The sequence below is a fragment of the Nocardia sp. CNS-044 genome, from assembly GCF_059570515.1.
On record NZ_JCANSX010000008.1, the window covers coordinates 91,236 to 111,628 of the forward strand.

Sequence of the window (20,393 nt, forward strand, 5' to 3'; positions counted from 1 at the left end):
GCCTCCGAAATTAGAACACTGATCTAAAATTGGGGTTGGTTATGACGGCATCCGTTCTGGACCCTGTGCTTCCCGAGGTCGCGCCGCCGGTTCCGAAGAAATCGGGATTGGGTGTCTTGCTGTCGCCCGTGCGCGGTCGGCTGGTGGCAGCGGGCGCGCTCCAGCTGCTCGGGGCGCTGGCCGCGCTCGCCCCGTACGTCGCCGTGGTCGAGATCGGCCGCGAACTCCTCGGCGGCGGCCCGGCCGACCGTGGCGCGGTCTGGCTGTGGGTCGCGCTCTGCGGCGTCGGATTCGCCTCGCGCACAGCGTGTTCGGCGGCCGCGTACACGCTGAGCCACATCGCGGACGCCGATGTCGGCCTGTTGATTCGGCGCCGGATGGCAGACCGGTTGGGGCGGGTGCCACTGGGTTGGTTCACCGAGCGCAGCTCCGGACGGGTGAAGCGGGTGCTGTCCGACGACGTCGCGGCGGTCCATCACGCGGTCGCGCACGCGATCAACGATCTGGTGGCGGCGGTCGTCGTGCCCGTGGTGGCGCTGGGCTATCTGTTCGTCCTCGACTGGCGGCTGACGCTGATCTGTCTGGCGCCGATCGTCCTGTGGTTCGCCGCGGTGGCATGGATGATGCGCGACGGGTCCGCACGGATGACGCAGTGGAGCGCCGAACTGGACCGTGTCAACGCTGCCGTCGTCGAATTCGTCGACGGCATCGCGGTCGTGAAGGCTTTCGGGCAGGCGGGGCGCGCACGGGATCGCTACCGCCGCGCGGCCGACGATCTGGCGCGGTTCCTGAGCGAGTGGGCGGGTCCGATGCGGCGCATGGAAGCGCTGTCCACCGCCCTCGTCTCGCCGCCGGTCCTGCTGCTCGTGGCGCTCGGTGGTGGCGTCCTGCTCGCTGTGGAACCCGCCGAGCTCATCGCGTTCGCGATGCTGGCGGTCGGGCTCGGCGCGCCGATTCTGGCGCTCGGTTTCGGCGCGCAGGCGATGCAGGTGGCGACCGAGGCGGCGGGCCGCATCGCCGATCTGCTCGCCACTTCCGAGCTGGGCCGCGCCGCCGACCCGGTGGCGCCTGTCGACGGGCGGGTCGAATTCGACAGTGTGCGTTTCTCTTACGGCGGGCAGACGACCGTGCTCGACGGCGTGGACATCGTGATGGCGCCGGGCACGGTCACCGCCCTGGTCGGCGCCTCCGGTTCCGGCAAGTCCACGCTGGCGCGGCTGCTCCCGCGCTTCTGGGACGTCGAGGGCGGCGCCGTGCGGATCGGCGGCGTCGACGTCCGCCGCATGTCCGAGCGCGAGCTGTACCGCCGTGTCGGCTTCGTCTTCCAAGAAACGGCGTTGCTGCGCACCAGCATTCGCGACAACATCGCCCTCGGCCGCCCCGACGCAAACGCGGCGGAGGTGGCTGCCGCGGCGCGGGCCGCCCAGATCCACGAACGCGTCGAGGCGCTGCCGCGCGGCTACGACAGCGTCGTCGGCGCGGACGCGCCCCTGTCCGGTGGTGAGGCACAGCGTATTTCGATCGCCCGCGCACTGCTGAGCGATACGCCCGTCCTGGTGCTCGATGAGGCGACGGCGTTCGCCGATCCCGAATCCGAGGCGGCGGTGCAGGACGCGTTGTCGCGGTTGGTGGCGGGGCGGACGCTGCTGGTGATCGCCCACCGCCTGCACACCATCCGGCACGCCGACCGCATCGTGGTCCTCTCTCGCGGCCGGGTCGTCGAGGCGGGCAAGCACGAGGAACTGGTCGCCGCCGACGGCGAGTACGCGCGAATGTGGCGGTCGCAGGTTGTCGTTCGGAAGGAAGCACGATGATACGCAAGCTTTTGCGCATCGTGGACCCGGCGCATCGGACCAGGTTCACGCGGTGGATCGGGTTGATCGTCGCCTTCTCGGTGCTACAGGGCATCTGTGTGCTGCTGGTGGTTCCCGTGCTGCGCCCGCTGCTGGGCGGCGATCGGGACGCTGCGTTGCCCTGGCTCGCCGCACTCGCGATCGTCACGGCCGCGACTTCGGTGGTCTACTACGCGCAGGCGATGCACGGTCAGCAGATCGCCGACGACCTGTTGCTCGGCATGCACCATCGAGTCGGGGACCATCTTGCCCGGGTGCCGCTCGGCTGGTTCGGCGCCGATCGCACCGGCAGGCTGACGCATTCGATGTCGCAGGGCACGACGAACATCGTCAGCGTGCCCGCGCACCTGATGCAGCCGGTGATCAGTGGCGCGGTGACGCCCGCCGTCGTGGCCGCGGGCATGTTCTTGTTCGATCCGCGGCTCGGGGCGGCGCTGTTGATCGCGGGAGCGATGCTCCTCGCGACGCACCGCTGGGCTCAGGACGCCATCGCGCGCAGCTTCGGCGCGATCGATCGCGCCGCCGTCGAATCGGCGAGCCGGGTGGTGGAATTCGCGCAGCGCCAGCAGGTGCTGCGCGCGTTCGGCCGCATCGGCGAAGGCAACCGGCTGCTCGACGACGCCCTCGTTAGGCAGCGGCGCGCCTACGGCGAGATGAACCGGAACGCCGTTGCTGCTCTGGTCGCGTTCTCGGCCGCCGTGCAGGCCACGTTCGTCGCGCTGATCGCGATCGGTGTCGCGCTGGCGCTCGGCGGTTCACTCGACGCCGCCGAGTTGATCGCGCTGCTGGTGCTGGTCACGCGCTTCGCGGGACCGCTGATCGATCTGGTGGACCACGCGGCCGGGTTGCGCATGGCCGCCGCAGACATCGACCGGATCGACGAGGTTCTCGCCGTTCGTCCGCTTCCCGAGGGCGACAAGCCCGTCACCTCGCCGGGCGCGGTGTCTTTCGAGAAGGTCGCCTTCGGCTACGGCGGAGCGCCGATCCTGCGGGACATCGGGTTCGACATCCGGCCCGGCACCCTCACCGCGATCGTCGGACCGTCCGGGTCCGGGAAGACGACGCTGCTGCGCCTGATCGCGCGGTTCTGGGACGTGGACGCGGGCGCGGTGCGAGTCGGCGGCGTCGACGTGCGCGACCAGTCCACCGACACATTGATGAGCCAGGTGGCCATGGTGTTCCAGGACGTGTACCTGTTCGATGACACCATCGAAGCCAACATCCGGCTCGGCCGCCCCGACGCCACCGCCGAAGAGGTCCGTGCGGCTGCCCGATCGGCGCGCGTCGACGAGATCGTCGACCGGTTGCCCGACGGCTGGTACACGCGGGTAGGCGAAGGGGGAGTGAGCCTGTCCGGTGGTGAGCGCCAACGGGTCTCGATCGCGCGGGCGTTGCTGAAGCAGGCGCCGATCGTGCTCTTGGACGAAGCGACAGCCGCACTCGACCCGGACAACGAATCGGCGATCGCCGCGGCGCTGCGGGCGCTCGCGCGGCAGCGGACGGTGATCGTCGTCGCTCATCGGCTGCACACCGTCGCGTCCGCCGACCAGATTCTGGTGCTCGACGGCGGGCGCATCGCGCAGCGCGGCACGCACGAGGAACTGATCGACCAGCCGGGGAGATACCAGGACTTCTGGCGGGAGCGCGAGCGGGCGCGGGGCTGGCGGTTGACGGTCTGAGTTCAGCGGAGATGTCTACAGGTCGAGGTCCAATGCGGGGTCGAGGTCCAGGGCGTGGCGGGTGCGCCAGGGTGGGGGAGTGAGCATGGCGGTGAGTTGGGGGTGGGTGAGTCGGGTGCGGAGGGCGGGGTTGGTGCGCAGGTGAGTCATGGTGGAGTACAGGGAGTTCGGGCGGACGCCCCACATGATCGGGGCGATCTTCCACGGGCCGTCCGGGCTGTCGGCGGGTGGGCGCAGGTGGGTTGGGGTCTTCCTCGGGGTCCGGCGGGTGGTCACCGCGTGGCGGGGACATCGGATCTCGATCGTCTCGGCGCCCTTGGGGTCGAAGCCCGCCGCGAAGTGCGCCGCGTCCCAGGGGAATTCCCAGTCGAAGTTGCGCGTGGTGATCCGGATGGCGTCCGGGGAGAAGGAAAGTCGTGCGGTGCGTCGGTAGGAGAGGGCCAAACCCGCCAAGAGGAGGAGCGCGACGAGGAGCGCGATCCCGCACAGCGTCGGCTCGAGCTCGCCTGTGACGATGCCGAGCCACAGTGCCGCCACCGCCACCGCGGCGAGCCCGGCGAGCACGGGAGCCAGGCGAACCGGAAGATAGCGCAGCACGAAGGTGTTCTCCGCATCGCCCGGGCGCACCTTGGGGCGATCCTCGATGCCCATGACGAAATAGGTGATCGCGGCGATCCCGCCGAGCAATAGCAGAAGCCCGCCGATCCCCACGACAGACCGGTCGCCGAACACCATTCCCACGACCGAACCCGCCGCCCCGCCGACCAGCGCGGCCAAGGACGCCACCGACCACCCGATGGCCCGAGACTCGGGCCACACGCACCGCCACGTATACCCGGGCGGCGCGCCGGGATGGCCGGGAACTGTAGGTATGCTCATCGCTTTCCGTTCAGGGATCGTCGTCGCACCGAACCCCGTCGTCCGGCACCGCCCTGAAAGTAGCCGGAGTCGCCGACCAACCCGAACACCAACACGGCCCGGGTCGGTCCGACATCGGTCGCGCCGGACATGAGCCCGGTCAGCGGCTACGCGTCGGCGCCGGAAGTTGTGCGCCGCTGTCGCAACAGCTCTCGGTGATGGAAGTCGCGGGTATATCCACCGGCAATACATCCGGGCCATCGATCTTGAATTCGAGCGGGTTATATCGCTGGTGCGGCGCGTCCGCCGGCCCGCCGTAAGCGTTTTCTCGGCATTCTGAAAACACGCGTGCGAAGCTACGGGTAGACCGGTCGGTATCTGGCAAAGTGCCTGTGTATGAGTGATCAGGACACCGAACTGATCTACCTCGTAGAGATATCGCGACCCGGCCGGACGGAGGAGCTGTGGTGGCGGGTCGGCAACGTGGGCACACCGGCGCAGACGTCGGCGGCGCTCGCCGAACTCGCCAGGCGCGTCTGCCGGGATCTGCTCTCGCCCGAGCCGCGGCGATGCGATCGTGCGCGCCGCTGCTGGTATCACTGCCGAGTTTCCTGGCCGGACGGGGTGGTTCTGGATGAAGTCGAGGGACGCGTGCAGGCATTCTTGCTCGCCGTCGAGTTGTGGCGAGCCTCGGCGATAGCGGGATCCGCGATCAAAGACGTGGACACCTAGATTCCGAGCGTCCGATCCGACTTTTCGATTTTCGCGCACGCGCTACCGCGCACCCCTATCCTTGATGGGTCAGTTTCTCCAACACGGCTCGAAACCTGTCCTGTCGGAGCGGCAGCCGCCGCCCCGCCTAGAAGCTGGGAGAGAACCGAATGGATATTCAGGACATTCACGAGAAGTTCGACATGCTGGACATCGACGGCGACGGCTACATCGACCGCGAGGAATTCATCCAGCACTACGAGCGCCGGGGCCAGGACATCGACATCCTGATGACCCGCTTCGACGAAGTCGACATCGACGGCGACGGCCGGATCAGCAGGGAAGAATTCCTGTCCGCCGCTCGCGCGCCGCTCTGAATCGGCCTCGCTGGAGCGTCTTCGCTCCGAGCCGAAGAAGAGCGTTGCCGATCCATCGTTCCACCGGAACGAGCGAGGGCCCCTCCGCCGAGGGGCCCTCGTGTTCCCCTCCACCGCCGCCGGTTTCGTAGCGGCGGCGCATTCGCCGAGCGTTCACTCGGCGACTCCGAGAGCGCGCCACGTCGCGGCAAGAACTTGCCGACGGCGGGCGGGCGGCCACGGCGCGCCCTCGTCGAACCCGCCGACGACGAGGCCGTCCACGACGACGTTCAGCAGATCCGCGGCGCGCTCCAGCTCCGTGATTCCCGCCTGCGCCAACAGGTTTTCGAGCGCGGCGTCCCACCACTCGTTGAACGCGTCGAGCTCCGCGCGCAGGACCGGCTCGGTGGGCGCGCCGAGTACCAGCGCGAGCCAGAACCGGTGGGTCGCTTCGTCGGCGGTCAGCACGGCCCATTCGATCAGCGCGCGCAACCCGACCGCGCCACGGCGGCTTGCCATGGCGTCCTCGGCTTGCGCGCGCCGCGCGTCGACCTCGCGTCGAACCGCCATGCGCAGCATCTCGTCTCGGCTGCCGACGTAGTGCGTCACCACCGAGGTCGACGCGCCGACGCGTTCGGCTACCGAACGGATGGTCACGGCGGCGAAACCGGTCTCCGTGGCGAGGCCGACGACGGCGTCGCTGACGGCCGTGAGGCGGGCGGTGCGATCGACGGTGCGCGGCATGGCCACAGCCTAGCATTTATGCAACACTTGTTTTACAACAAGCGTTGCATAAAGGAGCTGGCGATGGAACGAACGACGGTCGCGGTCATCGGCGCGGGATTCGCGGGACTCACCGCCGCCCGTGCCCTACGCGCGCACGGCATCGACGTACTCGTCCTGGAAGCGGCCGACCGCGTCGGCGGCCGCACCAGGACCGAGCGCTCGGCCGCGGACACCCCGGTGGATCTCGGCGGCCAGTGGATCGGCCACGACCACGCCCGGATGACCGCGCTCGCAGGCGAATTCGGCATGACCCTGTTCCCGACGCCCAGCGTCGGCAAAGGCCTCGTGCTCGACGGCGGGCGACGCGTGCGGATCGGCCCGCTCACCGCCGCGGCAGCCGGATCGGCGCTGCTGCGGCTGGAGTTGCTGGCGCGCATGGGTGCGCGTCGCCGGTGGGACGAGGTGACGGTGTCGAACTGGGTCGGCCGGATCCCCGGGTCGCGAGCACGCCGGTTGGTCGAGGTGGTCCTGTCGGAAGCGCTGGCTTGCGATCTCGACGGTGTCTCCGTCGCGGCGCTCGCCGTGGGCATTCGCTCGGCGGGCGGTCTGCGCGTCATGCTCGGCACCGCGGGCGGTGCGCAGGAATCGCTGCTCTCGGGCGGAGCCGGTGCGCTGGCCGAAGCGCTCGCCGCCGAACTGGGCGACGCGGTGCATCTCACGCGGCCGGTCACCGCGATCACGCGATCGGCCGACGGTGTCACCCTCACCACCCCCGCCGGTTCGGTGCACGCCGCGCGCGTGATCGTCACCGTCCCCGCGCCCGTCGCGGCGGAGATCCGGCACGATCCGCGCCTGCCCGCCGAACGCCGACGCCTCCAGGACAACCTCCGCATGGGCACGATCTACAAGGCGATCGCCGTCTACGACAGGCCGTTCTGGCGTGAGCGCGGACTCAGCGGCGAGATCGTCGCCTTGGACGGTCCGGTGCCCGCCTCGTTCGACATCTCACCGCCGACCGGCCCCGGCCACCTCTGTGTGCTCGTCCCAGGACGGGATGCCAGGGAACTGGATCGGCTCACCCCCGCCGACCGTCGGGACACCGTGCTGTCCGCCTTGGCCGATCATCTCGGTCCGGCCGTGCGGAACCCGCTCAGCTGGCACGAGAAGTCCTGGCACCACGATCCGTTCGTCGGCGGCGGGTACTCCGGGGTCCCGCTTCCCGGCACGCTCGATGTCTTCACCGACGCCGCGAAGCCGACCGGCCCGATCCACTGGGCGGGTACGGAGACCGCGCCGCGCTGGACTGGTTACCTCGAAGGCGCGGTCGTCTCCGGTGAGCGCGCCGCCGACGAGGTCGTGGCGTCGTTGCGCTCGACTTGCCTTGGAGCGCACTCCAAGTCGTAGCGTTGTGGTCACGGGCTTGCCGATACACGAGGAGACCACACCATGGAACTCGGCTTTCACATTCCGATCTTCGACATCGACGGTGGACCCACCGCCATCGCGGGCGAACTGGCCAGGGTCGGCGCCGCGGCCGAAGCATCGGGTGCGACCTGGTTGTCCTTCATGGATCACTACTTCCAGATCGAGCCGACCGGCCTTCCCGCGGAAGCCAACATGCTGGAGGGCTACACCACGCTCGGCTTCCTCGCCGCGCACACCTCGACGATCGAGCTCGGCTTGCTCGTCACCGGCGTGACGTACCGGCATCCGGGCCTGCTCGCGAAGATCGTCACCACGCTCGACATCCTGTCGGGCGGGCGGGCCGCGCTCGGCATCGGCGCCGCGTGGTTCGAGCGCGAGCACCGGGGGCTCGGCGTGGAATACCCCTCGGTCGCCGAACGCTTCGAGCGACTCGAAGAGGCCTTGCGCATCTGCGAGCAGATGTGGGACCCGCAGAACAACGGACCGTTCGAGGGCAAGCACTACCAGTTGGCCGAGACGCTGTGTTCACCGCAGCCGATCCACCGCCCCAAGGTGCTGATCGGTGGCGGCGGGGAACGCAAGACGCTGCGGTTGGTCGCGCAGTACGGCGACGCGTGCAACCTGTTCGGCACCTCGCCGCAGGACGTCGAACACAAGCTCGACGTCCTGCGCAGGCACTGCGACGATCTCGGCCGCGACTACGACCGGATTCGCAAGACGATCATGGCGAACAACCCGCGCCCGACGCCGGACACCCGCGACGAATTCGTCCGTGAGATGGCCGATTACGCGAAGCTCGGCGTGCACACCGTCATCGTCGTGCCGACCACCGGTTCGCCTGCCGCGTGGATCGACGGGCTCGCACCGGCCGTCCCGCAGCTCGCCGACCTCGGTTGACGACCGCCCCCGTTCTGATGGGGCGGGTCGAGGGCGGCTGCGTCGTTGACAACCCCACATCCCACTGTGGAATATGGTGGAACCAATCGGCGGTCCGCCGCCACCCCTCTGATCGAAAGAGCGGTCTATGCCCACGCTTCCGTGGACGACAGTCGGCATGTCAACCAAGCCCGAGGTCCAATGTATGGCCTCGCGCCTCGAGGTCGAGTCGCTGCGCAGCGCACCCGGCTTCCTGATCGCCTCGCTGGCGCTGTGGTGGCAGGCCCGCCGCTCGCCGGGAGTGCTGGGCGTGGCTTTGAAGGCAGAGATGCTGAAGGGCACATTCTGGACCTATTCGGCTTGGGAGGACAAGGCAGCCATCTACGCCTACGCGGGCTCCGAGCCGCACAAGTCGACTGTCGAGCGCAAGCGAAAGGTCATGCGAGACGCCACCTTCGTGTTCTTCAGCGCACCGGTGGACGAGTTGCCTTTGTCGTGGGGCGAGATCCGCCGCCGGATCGCCGAGCAACGCGACTCGACGCAATCAGGCCACCGGGCCGCCCAGTGACCGATTTCGACGTACCTCAGCTCGATCGGCGGAGGCGACGCCGGCGCTGAGCGGTGCGTCTGGAATCCGAACACCCGTCCCCGCCAATCCGATCGGAGGCCGATGGGCTCCGATCATGGCGCCTCGCGCTTCCGGCGCATCCAACACCGATGCGCCGGAAGCTGCTCACCGTGGCATCACGACGTCGGCGCGGGGCTGAACACGCAGAAGAAGTTGCCGGAGGTGTCGAGCAGGTCGGCCGACACCAGTCCGTCGTTGCTGGTGACCGGCGGCGTCACCACCTTGGCTCCCAATGCTTCGGCCGCCGCCAGCGTGGCCGCGACGTCCTCGACGACCACCAGGAAGGTGGCGTGGTTCGCCGAGGCCTCCGCGGTGTGCGCGATCCCGCCGCTCGGGCCCTCGCTGCCGGGGTAGTGGATCAGTTCGTAGCCCTGGTCACCGCTCGGGTACGGGCTGAAGGTCCAGCCGAACAGCTCGCCGTAGAACTTCTTCACCAGTTCGGGCTTGTCGCTGCCGACCTGGAACCAGGCGACGGTGTTGTAGGCGGGAGTGGTCATTCGATTTCGCTCCGGAATCTCGGGGTCGTTGACTTGCCGGATCACGATCTCCCGCCGTGGCGACAACCCCCTGTCGGTGTTTTCGAATCCGTTCAGAGCGCGACGATTCGGAGCCGATCGTCGGGGATGTCGAACGCGGGACCGTCGAACGCGCGGTGCGGCGCGGGCTGTTCGGTCGCGGCCGCCGAGGCGATCCGATCCAACCGGAAGCAGCGCGGATTGCCGCGTAGCCTGCACCATGCCGCCAGGTACCAGCCGTTCGTCCCGCTCACCAACGCGAACGGTTCGACGTAGCGTTCGGTACGCGCGCCGAACCGGTCGAGATAGCCGATCCGCAACACCCGCCCGACCTCGATGGCCCGTTCGATCACCGCGGGAATCTCGTTGATCTGTTGCGCGTCGAGCGGATCCATCACACGGATGCGCCCGGCGAGCTCGCGCGCGGCGACCGCGTTGCGTTCCGGCAGCACCGCCAAGATCTTGCGCAGCGCGCTGTGACCCGCCTGCTCGAACGGGCCGCCGCGATGGCGGGCCAGCGCGACCGCCAGCGCGACGGTCTCCGCGGGCGTGAAGTTCAACGGCGGCAGGGACATGCTCTTCTCCAGCGCGTACCCCCCGCGCCTGCCCACGTCGGCGTAGATCGGGATACCGGCCTGCTGCAGCGCGGCGATGTCGCGTTCGATGGTCCGGACGCTCACCTCGTACCGCTGCGCCAACTCCCGCGCGGTGCGCAGCCGCGGGGAGATCGCCCGCAACTCCTCGACTATCGCGTACAGCCGATCCGTCCGGTTCACGCCGCCACCGTAGCGCCGCCCACCGACAATTCTCCGGGACGGAATCCCGAGCCATCGGCGCGAATTCGACAGGCGGTCAGACCCAGGTCGCCGTGGCGGGATCGATGCCATTGGCGCGCGCGTTGGCGTCGATGATGTCGCGAATCCAGGCGCTCAGGCCGGTCTCGATGCCGTCGTAGAAGGCGGCGAATCCCGGGTCGGTGGCGTACTTGCGACCCAGGCAGACGTGCATCGAATGGGTGCAGTCGAAATACGCGCCGAGCGAGGCGCGGTGCCGCTCGGCCAGCGCGTTGGCCCGATCGCTTCCTGGAAGCACCGCGTCGCGATGGGCCGCGGCCAGTTCCGCGTTGAGCGCCTCGACGCTCTCGGCGATCTGTCGCCAGTGCTCGGCGGTCCGGCCCGCGGCGCGCTCGGCGTACTGCGCCCACTGGGCGGTGTCGCCCCAGCGATCGCGTGCTTCCTCGGCCCAGGACGGCTGCCAGTGCTGGCCGAAGATCGCCACCTGTTCCTCGGCGGACAGCAGAATGCCGGATTCTCTCGCCTCGATCATGCGGTCGAGCGCGTCGCCCATCCGGCGCAGGTGGGCGACGCGCTCGCGCAACTGGTCCCGCTGTTCGCGCAGCGACGCGAGCGCGTCGGCCGCCCGCGCGTCCAGCAGCGCCGCGATGTCGCCGAGCGGCACGCCGAGTTCGCGGTAGACCAGCACCCGGTGAATACGGGCCAGATCCGCCGCGGTGTAGCGCCGATAGCCCGCGTCGGTGCGCTCGGACGGGTGGACGAGCCCGATCGAATCCCAGTGGTGCAGCGTCCGGATCGTGACGCCCACCAGCGACGCGACGGCGCCGACGGTGCGACCGCCGTCTTCGTCCAAGGCTTGATTCGTCACGCCGACCAGTCTGGCAGTCGCGTCTCCGTCACCCTCGGGGCGGTTCGATCCCGATGGCGCGGAGCTGCTCGGCCTCCGGGCTGTCCGGATCGTACGGTCGGGCGGCGGTCATGATCACCCGGGTGTTCTCCGGTGTGCGAATCTCGAGTTCCACCGAATTCCACGGCATCTGTCGCGGCCCTGTCGTGCAGCCGGGCAACAATTCGGTGCACTTGGCCTCGATCTGGTCGAGCTGGCTGAGCACGCAAGCGAAGCTCACGGTCAGCGGCGGTGCGTCGGCGGGCCGCTCGCCTTGCACGAGCAGGACGTCCTGGAACGCCCAGCGGCGCAGGTGGGTGAGCTGGCCGGGGATCGAGAACAGATCGAAGAACCCGAGGCCACGGCTCCAGAAGTCGACCGACGCGGCCAGATCCGGCGTCGGCGCCGTGACGAACATCGGCATGCCGTACAGGCCGCGGAAGAGCTCCGGGGGTGTGGCGTCCAAGGCGGGAATGGGAACGGGGCTGATGTCGAAGGCGGGGTATGTCTCGGTCATGACGTCATCGTCGAGCCTCACGCGACGTGAGGGTCAAGTCGTGCGCCGTCGTGCCTCGGCGACCACCGAGGCACGACGGGGCGTTCGCTAGGCGATCGTGACGGTTTCCAGGTCGAGGTCGCGGAAGGGCGTGACGGTCACGTTCCGCAGCCGTTCCGACCAGCCCGTCTGCACGCCGGGGACCACCAGCGGCACCGCGGGCATGTCCTGGATGACCAGCCGTTCGGCCTGCTGGTAGAGGCTCCAGGACTCCTGTTCGTTCGCCGTGGCGTCGGCGCGCGCGAGCAGCGCGTCGACCTGCGGGTTGCTGTAGCGGCCGGTGTTGGACGAACCGCCGGTGCGGTAGAGCGGGTTCAGGAAGTTCTCGATCGACGGGTAATCGGCGACCCAGCCGGTGCGGTAGATCGTCCGCATCTGGTGAGCGTTGATCTGGCGACGGAACTCGCCGAGCGTCGAGACGGGCTGGAACCGGCATTCGCGGCCGAGCGCGGCGGTGATCGACGAGCACACCGCGGTCAGCCACTTCTCGTTGGCCGAATCGACGTTGGACGCGATCTCGATCGGACCCTGGAATCCCGTGCTGTCGAACAGTTCTCGCGCCTGCTGCGGTCGATGTTCGCACAGTGCCCCGCACTGGCCCTCGGCGGCGCCGCGCACGGTGGACGGCACGAGTCCCGGGGCCGGGATGCGATCACCGGTGAACACCGTATCGATGACGTGCTGCCGATCGATCGACATCGAAATCGCCTGGCGCACCCGGGGATCGGCGAAGCGTGGGTCGTAGAGCGGGAACGTGATCGACTGCAAACCCGTTCCGGCGCGGGTGAAGTGGCGGCCCGCGAGATCCTGCTTGTAGCGTCCGCCGACGAGTGCGTCGCCGGGCAGCACCTCGAGGAAGTCGAGGCGATTGCCGACGACGTCGGCGTAGGCCGCCTCCAGCGTCTTGTTGAAGCGGAACTCCGCGCGTTCGATGGCGGGCTTCTGCTGGCCGGAGTAGTCGTCGTTGCGCTGGATGGTCAAGCTGGAACCCGCTGCGTGCGAGACGAACTCGAAGGGGCCGTTGCCGACCGGGTGCGCCAGATAACCCGCCCGGTCGGTGAAGAACTGCTTCGGCAGCGGCGCGTAGGCGAGGTAGCCGAGGCGGTTGACGAAGCTCGGCAGCGGCGCGGCGAGCGTGATGGTGAACCGGTGCTCGTCGACGACACGCAGTCCGCTCATCGTGCGCGCCGCGGGGCTGCCGGAACTCGCCGCGGGTGTGCCGCTCGGGTCGGGCGCGTTCACCGCGTCGAAACCCTCGATCACGGAAAGGAATCCGGCGCCCTGCTGCTGGTTGGGTGCGTACGCGGTGTAGTTCCATGCGTCGACGAAGCTGTGCGAGGTCACCGGTGTGCCGTCGTGGAAGGTCCAGCCGCGCTTCAGTGTGACGGTGAAGACTCGGGAGTCGGAGGTCTCGATGGATTCGGCGACGGCGTTGCGCGGCGCGGCCGTCTTCGGGTCGTAGTCGACCAAACCCTTGAACAGGGTACGAAGGATTTTCGAGCCACCGGCGTCGGTGGTGTCGCCGGGCACCAGTGGGTTCTCCGGCTCGGTCGTGTTGAGGGTGAGGAGGCTTGCCGCTTGGGCGGGAGGGTTCGTGTCCGCGCCACAGCCGACCGCACCGAGGGCCGTGATACAGGCGGTGAGAACGCTGAGCGCTAGTCGAGATTTTCGCATCGGGTGCTGCCTTTCCTGCGTGATGCCGGGCGCGTCCGACCGCGACGAGGATGTGGCCGGATGCCCCCGGACCAGTGCAGCAGTGCCGTGCGTTGACCGTAATACGTTGAGCGCCAGGACAATCAAAACCGGTCAATTGATCAGGACTGCGTCGCGGTGAAGCCGATCCACATCGCCGCCCACCAACAACTCTGGGAGACGAGAGCGGTCGCGATGCCACGCAATACGAGTGGAAAGCCGAGGTGGGGCCCCGCCGCGGCCATCCGCCGTTCGAGCGCCATCGCCTGGACTCCGTTGACCATCAGAATCGCGACCAGCGCCAGCTTCACGCGCGTGGCGAGGACCTCGAATTCGGGTTCGAGCAGCATCCCGCTGCCCACCAACCCCGCGAGGCCGACCCAGATCGGCAGATGCAACCGGCCGATGTCGTGCAGCAGCTGTGCCGTCGTCACCCGCCTCGTCAGCCAGAGCAGCGCCGCGTAGTCGCCGACCAACACCGCGCCGAGGCCGACCACCAGCGCCGCGAGATGAACGAACAGCGCGACGCGGTGCAGTTCCTCGCTCACGTCCAGGCGGCTCGACACCCAGATCGCGATCGCGAGAAACCCGCCCGCGGAAAGCGCCGCGAGCGCGGGCGCGACCGTGCCGCCACGAGTTGCCGGTGTCACCTTCGCGACGTCGATGGACATGACGCCTCGTCCTCTCCCTCGGGCAGATCCCATGCGACTGCCAGTGGACCAGGCGCGCGCGTTGACCTCCGCTTGTTCGGTCAACCGTCCATCAATCGACCCGGCGCGAGCCCTGCACTTCCGCACCCGCGGAGGAGACCGCCGGCGGACTTCCGGACCTCGCCGGCGTCCATCGGTAGCTCCCGGATCGCCACGGATTCGGCGCCGGAGGATTCGCCCGCTCGGTGCGGGGTACGCGGCGAAGATGGATGCCTCGAACACCCGGACCGGCATCACCCTCCGCGTCGATGGTGAACAGCGGTCCCTTCGGGTCGACAACCGCACCACGCTGCTCGACGCGCTGCGCGAGCAGCTCGGCGTGACGTCGCCGAAGAAAGGTTGCGATCACGGACAGTGCGGGTCGTGCACCGTGCTGCTGGACGGTCGCCGAGCCACCACCTGCCTCACCTTCGCCGTCGCCCAGGACGGCGCCGATATCGTCACCGCGGCTGGGCTGGGCGAGGGCGACGAGCTGCACCCGATGCAGGAAGCGTTCCTGGATCGCGACGGGTTCCAGTGCGGCTACTGCACGCCGGGGCAGGTGTGTTCCGCCGTCGGGATGCTCGACGAAGCGAAGGCCGGTCACCCCAGCCACGTCACCGCCGATCTCACCGCGGAGCCGGAACTGACCGACGACGAGATCAGGGAACGGATGAGCGGCAACCTCTGCCGCTGCGCCGCCTACCCCAACATCCTCGCCGCGATCCAAGCGGCGGCGGCGCCGTGATCCCGTTCGAGTACCGCCGCGCCGCCACCGCCGAGGATGCCGTGGCGACGGTGTCGGCTCGCCCGGATGCCGCGTACCTGGGCGGCGGGACGAACCTCGTCGATCACATGAAGCTGGGCGTGCGCGAGCCGCGCCTGCTGGTGGACGTCAGCAGGCTCCCGCTCGCCGAGGTCGAGGAGACCGCTGACGGCGGTCTGCGGATCGGCGCGGCCGTGCGCAACAGCGATCTCGCCGCGCACCCGCTCGTGCGCACTCGCTATCCCGCGCTGTCCAGGGCGCTGCTCGCCGGCGCGTCCGGGCAGTTGCGCAACTTGGCGACCACGGCGGGAAATCTGTTGCAGCGCACTCGTTGTCCGTACTTTCAGGACGTCACCACGCCGTGCAACAAACGTGAACCGGGCGCCGGATGTTCGGCGATCGGCGGATACGTCCGCTACCACGCCATTCTCGGCGCCTCACAGCAGTGCGTGGCGACGCACCCGTCGGATATGGCGGTGGCCATGACCATGCTCGACGCCCGCGTGGTGGTGCAGGACGTCGACGGAACGAAACGGATCCCGGTCGCGGATTTCTATCGCCTGCCGGGCGATCGGCCCGATCTGGACACCGTGCTGAGTCACGGGCAACTGATCACCGCTGTCGAGCTGCCCGCACCGCCTTCCGGTGCGCGCTCGACCTACCGCAAGGTGCGCGATCGCGCCTCCTACGCCTTCGCGCTCGTTTCGGTCGCCGCCGAGATCGTCCTCGAATCCGGCGGGATCGCTTCCGCGCGAATAGCTCTCGGTGGCGTCGCGCACAAGCCGTGGCGGGCCAGGCAGGCGGAAGCGGCGCTGGAAGGCGCCGAGGCGGACGTCGAGTCGTTCGGCCGCGCGGCACAGGCCGAACTGGCGCAGGCACGGCCGCTCGACGGCAACGAGTTCAAAGTCGAACTGGCCCAACGAACTCTGGTCGCGACCTTGCGCACCCTCACCGAAGAGGCGCGGCGATGACACTGATTCCAGCGAAATCGATGGGTGCGCCGCTCACTCGGCTCGACGGTCCCGCGAAGGTGACCGGCACGGCGCCTTACGCATTCGAGCACCGAGTGGAGCGACCCACCTATCTACATCCCATTCAGGCGACCATCGCGCACGGGCGGGTCGTCGCGATGGACACCTCCGCCGCCGAGACGCTGGACGGTGTGGTCACCGTGTTGACCGTCTTCGACGCTCCGAAGCTCGCGGATACCTCGGACGGCGAACTGAGCATCCTGCAAGACGATCGGGTGCACTTCCGCGGACAGCTGATCGGCGCTGTCGTCGCGGAGTCGGCCGAAATCGCCCGGCAGGCCGCCGATTCGGTGCGCGTCGACTATCGAACCGAGCCGCACGACACCGAGCTGCGCACAGACCACCCCGAGCTGTACGCGCCGGAGAAGCTGCTCGAGACCGAGCCCGCCGATACCGACGATGGCGACGTCGACGCCGCGCTGGCCGCCGCCGCGGTGACGGTCGACCAGACCTACACCACCCCGATCGAACACAACAATCCGATGGAACCGCACGCGTCCATCGCGCTGTGGGACGAGACCTCGGGGCGCACCCGAGTGACGCTCTACGACTCGACACAGGGCGTGCACCCGGTGCGCAAGACGCTCGCGCCGTTGTTCGGCCTCGAGCCCGAACAATTGCGGGTCATCGCTCCGCACGTCGGCGGCGGGTTCGGTTCGAAGGGCGCCCCGCACGCCCACAATGTGCTCGCCGTCATGGCCGCGCAGCGCAGCGGTGGCCGCCCGGTGAAGTTCGCCGTCACCCGTCAGCAGATGTTCGCCCTCGTCGGCTACCGCACCCCGACGATCCAGCGGATCAGGCTCGGCGCCGACCGCGACGGCACAGTGACGGCGCTGTCGCACGAAGTCGTCGAATTGACCTCGAAGGTCAAGGAATTCGCAGAGCAGACCGCGCTGGTGTCGCGAATGATGTACGCCGCGCCGAACCGCCGGACCTCGCATCGCCTTGCGCCGCTGGACGTTCCGGTGCCGTTCTGGATGCGCGCGCCCGGCGAGTGTCCCGGGATGTTCGCCGCGGAGGTCGCGATGGACGAACTCGCGGCCGCCTGCGGCATCGACCCGATCGAATTGCGCGTGCGCAACGAACCCGATTCCGAACCCGCGTCGGGCAATCCGTGGTCGGGGCGGCATCTGATCGAATGTCTGCGCACCGGCGCAGAACGGTTCGGCTGGGCCGAACGCGATCCGGCGCTTCGAAGCCGTCGGCAGGGCGAGTGGTTACTCGGTACCGGCGTCGCCGCCGCGACCTACCCCGCCTCGTCCATGCCGGGCAACGTCGCCCGCATCGTCTACTGCTCCGACGGCCGGTATACGGTCCAGATCGGCGCGGCCGACCTCGGCACCGGCACCTGGACCGCGCTGACCCAGATCGCCGCCGACGCGCTCGGCTGCGATACCGCGACGGTCGATCTCCAGATCGGCGACACCGACCTGCCCGCCGCCTCGGTCGCCGGTGGGTCGTCGGGCATCAGCTCATGGGGCACGGCGATCGTCGCCGCGGCGCGCGCCTTTCGCGAGGAACACGGCGAAAAGCCTTCCGCCGGAGCGCAAGCCACTACGGAAATGCCGGAGAATCCCGACGCCGACAAGTTCGCCATGCATTCCTTCGGCGCCCACTTCGTCGAAGTCGCCGTCGATCGGGACACCGGCGAAATCCGCGTCCCCCGAATGCTCGGCGTCTTCTCGATCGGCCGCGCCATCAACGCCCGCACCCTGCGCTCCCAGCTGATCGGCGGAATGACCATGGGCTTGTCGATGGCGCTGCACGAGGAAAGTGTGCGCGACCACCGCTTCGGCCACGTCGTCACCCAAGACCTCGCCACCTATCACATCAGCGCCCACGCCGACGTCCGTGACATCGATGCGATCTGGCTCGACGAAGTCGACGAACACGCCAACCCCATGGGCTCCAGGGGCGCCGGTGAGATCGGAATAGTCGGCGCCGCGGCCGCCGTCGCCAACGCCGTCTACCACGCCACCGGCGTGCGCGTCCGCGACCTCCCGATCACCCCCGACAAGCTCTTGGGCTGACCATCATCGAAAGCCCAACTCGGACAACCCAGGCGTTGGGCGCTTTTGCATGCGGCTGTTGGAAGAGATCGAGTGGTGTCGGGGTCAGCGGTGTTGTTGGGAGGCGGCGGCGTCGGCGCTGAGGTCGGAGAGAGACAAGGGGTGGGAGGGGGGACGGTCGAGGATGAGGGTGCGGTGGATCTGGAGGTTGTGGTCGATGTGGAGGAGTTCGCCGGAGGGGAGGAGGTTCCAGTCGGGGTCGTCGTCCATCTCCTCGCTGGCCACGACGACGGTGGGGACGCGGGCCGGGTCGGTCGATCGGACTCGGACGGTGCCCGCGGTGCCGCTGTGTTCGAGGTGTTCGCCGGGTTCGCGGTCCAACACGTAGAGGTCGTGGGTGGCGGGGTAACGGAGCGCCCACAGCTCGGTGGCGGTGGTGAGCAGCATGTTGATCGCAAAGATCGGCAACCGGTCGGCGATCCAGTGCGTCGCCGCGGTGATGCCCGCGGTGACATCCCCGTTGTGGGCGTCGATGTGTTTGGTGATCAGGGCGAAGAAACGTTCCGAATCGGTGTCGCCCTCGACCAGTTCGCGGTATCGGCCGAGTTCCTCGTCGAGGCGGGGAAGTTCCTCGATGACGCCGTTGTGCGCGAAGATTCGCCCGTCCTGGGTGAAGGGGTGGGTGTTCTTCGTGCTGAGGTCGCCGGTAGAGGCGTGCCGGATGTGGGCGAGGAATGTGGCCGACTCGCGGTGCTTGGCTTCCACGGCGAACTGCCGGTCCTCGTAGGCGGCAAGCGGCTGTTTCTCGACCAGCGGCCGCCCCGCGGTGTCGAAGGTGCCGAGCCCGGTTCCGTCGGGATTCGCCTCGCTCTGGCGGTCCAGGCTGTCGGCCGCGTCCAGTAGCCAGAAGCTTGCTTTGACTCGTCGCGGAGCGGCGGTCAGTCCGAAGAGTCGACACATAGTGGCATCACCCCTGCGCCGGTCGCACCGAATGATCTTGCCGAGCCTATCGCGCGTTCACTCCGCGGACCGGGGACTCGGCAAAGGTCCGCGGAAACGCCGACGCGCGCCGGAATCCTATCGATTCCGGCGCGCGTCGCCGTTATACCGGTCCGCCGAAAATCGGCGGGACGCCTCCCCGAATCTGGCGATTCAGCACTCGAGCCCGACGGTTACCGCGAGCGCCGATCAACGCTGAGCGAGTCCGACCAGCCGTTGACGCAACCAGGTGAGCGGGGTCGCGCCCCCGGCGATCCGGTAGGACGGGTAGCTCTGGTGGGCGCCGGAGGCCAGGAAGTCATCGATCTGCTTCTTGCGCTCCTCGTAGGCGGAATTGTTGAGCTGGTCGTGCAGGAGTCCGAAGCCTCCCGCGGCCATGGCGTCGTTGATGAGCTCGCCCGCCTGCTGCTGATACTTGTCGAACAGGGCGGGGTCCGGGTTGGAGACCTGCGCGAAGAATCCGGCGATCCGGGCGGCGTAGTCACCGTCCGGGGTAGCGCAGTACAGGTCGCCGGGGACGCAGAACGTGAAGGTGTGCGGGCTCAGCCAGCCGAATCCACCCAGGCGCGGGCCGCCCGCTCCCGCGCCCGGCACCGGCGGGCCGATCAGGGTGTCGGTGGGGGAGCGGCGCGGGTCGGCGATCAGACCGACCAGTCCGACCCGGTCGGGCGAGACCACGCCCAGCCCGGTGCCGATCTCGGCGGCGAGATCGCCCGCGGCGTCCGCGCCTTGGCTGTAGCCGAGCAACGCGAATCGCGTCGTCGCGCAGCGCTGGGCCGTGTCCGCGATGAGCGCGCGGGCGGTGTCGATGGCTTCGCGCTTGGACCGGCCGTACACCTCGCCTTCCCAAGGGAACGCGGTCGCGGTGTAGGCGACGTAGTCGGTCCAGACGTCGCCGGGCAGGTCGTCGGCGACGGCGGCCAACATCCCCTTGCCCGGTTCGGTTTTCGAGGTCTCCCAGGTCCCCGGAACCGCCACGACGTGGACGTCGGGGCAGTGCGGTGGGCTGGCGTGTGCGGGGGTGGAAGCGGCGGCGGGTGACAGGACTGCGGCGAGGGTCGCCACCGCGCAGGCGGCTGTGTTCGTCCATCGAGTAAACATCGCGTACTCCGTGTGTTCGCTGTGGGCGAGGACGACGGCTCTCGGGCGAGCGCCGGTGTCGATGTCTTTCAGGTAGGCACGAGTGCGTCGGAAATCGTCCGGGGGGACAGACAATATTGTGGCGGAAAGTTTCGTTTGTGCACGGTGATGCTCGAGGATTGCTCCACCCGTGTCGGTTCGAGCGCCTGAGCGGCGGTGCCCACCGGCGGTCGGCGGTGCTCCGGCACGGTGAGGTTTCGGGCA

Annotated in this window: 20 protein-coding genes; 10 read left to right on the forward strand and 10 right to left on the reverse strand. The window is 68.8% G+C overall.

Annotated elements, in window-relative coordinates; genetic code table 11:
- The first annotated feature begins 41 nt into the window (after positions 1 to 41).
- Both T333_RS19670 and T333_RS19675 read left to right on the forward strand, forming a co-directional pair.
- Complete coding sequence (locus tag T333_RS19670) at positions 42 to 1,814, forward strand: ABC transporter ATP-binding protein (RefSeq protein ID WP_496425387.1); 1,773 nt, start codon at positions 42 to 44, stop codon at positions 1,812 to 1,814.
- Positions 1,811 to 3,532: an ABC transporter ATP-binding protein gene (locus T333_RS19675; protein ID WP_496425388.1), complete on the forward strand. Its 1,722-nt coding sequence runs from the start codon at positions 1,811 to 1,813 to the stop codon at positions 3,530 to 3,532. The genes T333_RS19670 and T333_RS19675 overlap by 4 nt, the downstream gene beginning before the upstream one ends.
- 15 nt (positions 3,533 to 3,547) lie before the next feature.
- On the opposite strand, the gene T333_RS19680 is transcribed toward T333_RS19675, so the two are convergent.
- The gene (locus tag T333_RS19680) at positions 3,548 to 4,318 is read right to left on the reverse strand and encodes a hypothetical protein (protein ID WP_496425389.1); all 771 of its coding nucleotides are present in this window, start codon (positions 4,316 to 4,318) and stop codon (positions 3,548 to 3,550) included.
- Between the two features lie 468 nt (positions 4,319 to 4,786).
- On the opposite strand from T333_RS19680, the gene T333_RS19685 reads away from it, so the two are divergent.
- Positions 4,787 to 5,122: a hypothetical protein gene (locus T333_RS19685; protein WP_355003173.1), complete on the forward strand. Its 336-nt coding sequence runs from the start codon at positions 4,787 to 4,789 to the stop codon at positions 5,120 to 5,122.
- 149 nt (positions 5,123 to 5,271) lie between these two features.
- A complete protein-coding gene (locus T333_RS19690; RefSeq protein WP_355003174.1) occupies positions 5,272 to 5,478 on the forward strand; it encodes an EF-hand domain-containing protein in 207 nt (68 codons plus the stop codon).
- 153 nt (positions 5,479 to 5,631) lie between these two features.
- Here the strand turns inward: T333_RS19690 and T333_RS19695 are convergent, their stop codons facing one another.
- A complete protein-coding gene (locus tag T333_RS19695) occupies positions 5,632 to 6,201 on the reverse strand; it encodes a TetR family transcriptional regulator C-terminal domain-containing protein (protein WP_357255361.1) in 570 nt (189 codons plus the stop codon).
- A gap of 63 nt (positions 6,202 to 6,264) precedes the next feature.
- Here T333_RS19695 and T333_RS19700 point away from each other — a divergent pair, with 63 nt between their 5' ends.
- The 3 genes from T333_RS19700 to T333_RS19710 all read left to right on the forward strand — a co-directional run bounded on the left by T333_RS19700 (position 6,265) and on the right by T333_RS19710 (position 9,052).
- A complete protein-coding gene (locus tag T333_RS19700) occupies positions 6,265 to 7,587 on the forward strand; it encodes a flavin monoamine oxidase family protein (protein ID WP_496425390.1) in 1,323 nt (440 codons plus the stop codon).
- Between the two features lie 42 nt (positions 7,588 to 7,629).
- Positions 7,630 to 8,505, forward strand: a complete 876-nt coding sequence (locus T333_RS19705) for an LLM class F420-dependent oxidoreductase (protein ID WP_357255356.1) — start codon at positions 7,630 to 7,632, stop codon at positions 8,503 to 8,505.
- Between the two features lie 184 nt (positions 8,506 to 8,689).
- Positions 8,690 to 9,052, forward strand: coding sequence for an antibiotic biosynthesis monooxygenase (locus T333_RS19710; RefSeq protein ID WP_355003178.1), 363 nt, complete (start codon positions 8,690 to 8,692; stop codon positions 9,050 to 9,052).
- Between the two features lie 176 nt (positions 9,053 to 9,228).
- Here the strand turns inward: T333_RS19710 and T333_RS19715 are convergent, their stop codons facing one another.
- The 6 genes from T333_RS19715 to T333_RS19740 all read right to left on the reverse strand — a co-directional run bounded on the left by T333_RS19715 (position 9,229) and on the right by T333_RS19740 (position 14,226).
- Positions 9,229 to 9,609 carry a VOC family protein gene (locus tag T333_RS19715; protein ID WP_355003179.1) on the reverse strand — a complete coding sequence of 127 codons (381 nt, stop codon included), beginning with the start codon at positions 9,607 to 9,609 and terminating at the stop codon, positions 9,229 to 9,231.
- A 92-nt stretch (positions 9,610 to 9,701) separates the two neighbouring features.
- Complete coding sequence (locus tag T333_RS19720) at positions 9,702 to 10,403, reverse strand: helix-turn-helix transcriptional regulator (protein ID WP_496425391.1); 702 nt, start codon at positions 10,401 to 10,403, stop codon at positions 9,702 to 9,704.
- A gap of 76 nt (positions 10,404 to 10,479) precedes the next feature.
- Positions 10,480 to 11,289, reverse strand: coding sequence for a MerR family transcriptional regulator (locus T333_RS19725; protein WP_357255349.1), 810 nt, complete (start codon positions 11,287 to 11,289; stop codon positions 10,480 to 10,482).
- A gap of 28 nt (positions 11,290 to 11,317) precedes the next feature.
- Positions 11,318 to 11,824: a VOC family protein gene (locus T333_RS19730; RefSeq protein WP_355003182.1), complete on the reverse strand. Its 507-nt coding sequence runs from the start codon at positions 11,822 to 11,824 to the stop codon at positions 11,318 to 11,320.
- 87 nt (positions 11,825 to 11,911) lie between these two features.
- Positions 11,912 to 13,537: a peptide ABC transporter substrate-binding protein gene (locus T333_RS19735; RefSeq protein WP_496425392.1), complete on the reverse strand. Its 1,626-nt coding sequence runs from the start codon at positions 13,535 to 13,537 to the stop codon at positions 11,912 to 11,914.
- A gap of 140 nt (positions 13,538 to 13,677) precedes the next feature.
- On the reverse strand, positions 13,678 to 14,226 hold the full coding sequence (locus tag T333_RS19740; RefSeq protein WP_496425393.1) for a hypothetical protein: 549 nt from the start codon (positions 14,224 to 14,226) through the stop codon (positions 13,678 to 13,680).
- A 244-nt stretch (positions 14,227 to 14,470) separates the two neighbouring features.
- On the opposite strand from T333_RS19740, the gene T333_RS19745 reads away from it, so the two are divergent.
- From T333_RS19745 to T333_RS19755, 3 genes are read left to right on the forward strand one after another with little or no spacing between them, the layout of a single operon-like run.
- The gene (locus T333_RS19745) at positions 14,471 to 14,992 is read left to right on the forward strand and encodes a 2Fe-2S iron-sulfur cluster-binding protein (protein WP_496425394.1); all 522 of its coding nucleotides are present in this window, start codon (positions 14,471 to 14,473) and stop codon (positions 14,990 to 14,992) included.
- Positions 14,989 to 15,981 (forward strand): FAD binding domain-containing protein, encoded by a 993-nt coding sequence (locus T333_RS19750; protein ID WP_496425395.1) that lies wholly within the window; start codon positions 14,989 to 14,991, stop codon positions 15,979 to 15,981. The genes T333_RS19745 and T333_RS19750 overlap by 4 nt, the downstream gene beginning before the upstream one ends.
- Complete coding sequence (locus T333_RS19755) at positions 15,978 to 18,071, forward strand: xanthine dehydrogenase family protein molybdopterin-binding subunit (protein WP_496425396.1); 2,094 nt, start codon at positions 15,978 to 15,980, stop codon at positions 18,069 to 18,071. The genes T333_RS19750 and T333_RS19755 overlap by 4 nt, the downstream gene beginning before the upstream one ends.
- An 84-nt stretch (positions 18,072 to 18,155) precedes the next feature.
- Here T333_RS19755 and T333_RS19760 read toward each other — a convergent pair whose 3' ends face one another.
- Together T333_RS19760 and T333_RS19765 are read right to left on the reverse strand one after the other, a co-directional pair.
- Positions 18,156 to 19,010 carry a class II glutamine amidotransferase gene (locus T333_RS19760; protein ID WP_355003188.1) on the reverse strand — a complete coding sequence of 285 codons (855 nt, stop codon included), beginning with the start codon at positions 19,008 to 19,010 and terminating at the stop codon, positions 18,156 to 18,158.
- A gap of 228 nt (positions 19,011 to 19,238) precedes the next feature.
- Positions 19,239 to 20,150 (reverse strand): cutinase family protein, encoded by a 912-nt coding sequence (locus T333_RS19765; RefSeq protein ID WP_355003189.1) that lies wholly within the window; start codon positions 20,148 to 20,150, stop codon positions 19,239 to 19,241.
- Positions 20,151 to 20,393 lie beyond the last annotated feature (243 nt).

Excerpts from the sequence above, each read along its gene's own strand:
- T333_RS19670 (WP_496425387.1), top strand. The coding sequence starts at position 42 with ATGACGGCATCCGTTCTGGACCCTGTGCTTCCCGAGGTCGCGCCGCCG.
- T333_RS19675 (WP_496425388.1), top strand. The coding sequence starts at position 1,811 with ATGATACGCAAGCTTTTGCGCATCGTGGACCCGGCGCATCGGACCAGG.
- T333_RS19685 (WP_355003173.1), top strand. The coding sequence starts at position 4,787 with ATGAGTGATCAGGACACCGAACTGATCTACCTCGTAGAGATATCGCGA.
- T333_RS19690 (WP_355003174.1), top strand. The coding sequence starts at position 5,272 with ATGGATATTCAGGACATTCACGAGAAGTTCGACATGCTGGACATCGAC.
- T333_RS19695 (WP_357255361.1), bottom strand. The coding sequence starts at position 6,201 with ATGCCGCGCACCGTCGATCGCACCGCCCGCCTCACGGCCGTCAGCGAC.
- T333_RS19700 (WP_496425390.1), top strand. The coding sequence starts at position 6,265 with ATGGAACGAACGACGGTCGCGGTCATCGGCGCGGGATTCGCGGGACTC.
- T333_RS19705 (WP_357255356.1), top strand. The coding sequence starts at position 7,630 with ATGGAACTCGGCTTTCACATTCCGATCTTCGACATCGACGGTGGACCC.
- T333_RS19710 (WP_355003178.1), top strand. The coding sequence starts at position 8,690 with ATGGCCTCGCGCCTCGAGGTCGAGTCGCTGCGCAGCGCACCCGGCTTC.
- T333_RS19715 (WP_355003179.1), bottom strand. The coding sequence starts at position 9,609 with ATGACCACTCCCGCCTACAACACCGTCGCCTGGTTCCAGGTCGGCAGC.
- T333_RS19730 (WP_355003182.1), bottom strand. The coding sequence starts at position 11,824 with ATGACCGAGACATACCCCGCCTTCGACATCAGCCCCGTTCCCATTCCC.
- T333_RS19735 (WP_496425392.1), bottom strand. The coding sequence starts at position 13,537 with ATGCGAAAATCTCGACTAGCGCTCAGCGTTCTCACCGCCTGTATCACG.
- T333_RS19740 (WP_496425393.1), bottom strand. The coding sequence starts at position 14,226 with ATGTCCATCGACGTCGCGAAGGTGACACCGGCAACTCGTGGCGGCACG.
- T333_RS19745 (WP_496425394.1), top strand. The coding sequence starts at position 14,471 with ATGGATGCCTCGAACACCCGGACCGGCATCACCCTCCGCGTCGATGGT.
- T333_RS19755 (WP_496425396.1), top strand. The coding sequence starts at position 15,978 with ATGACACTGATTCCAGCGAAATCGATGGGTGCGCCGCTCACTCGGCTC.
- T333_RS19760 (WP_355003188.1), bottom strand. The coding sequence starts at position 19,010 with ATGTGTCGACTCTTCGGACTGACCGCCGCTCCGCGACGAGTCAAAGCA.
- T333_RS19765 (WP_355003189.1), bottom strand. The coding sequence starts at position 20,150 with ATGTTTACTCGATGGACGAACACAGCCGCCTGCGCGGTGGCGACCCTC.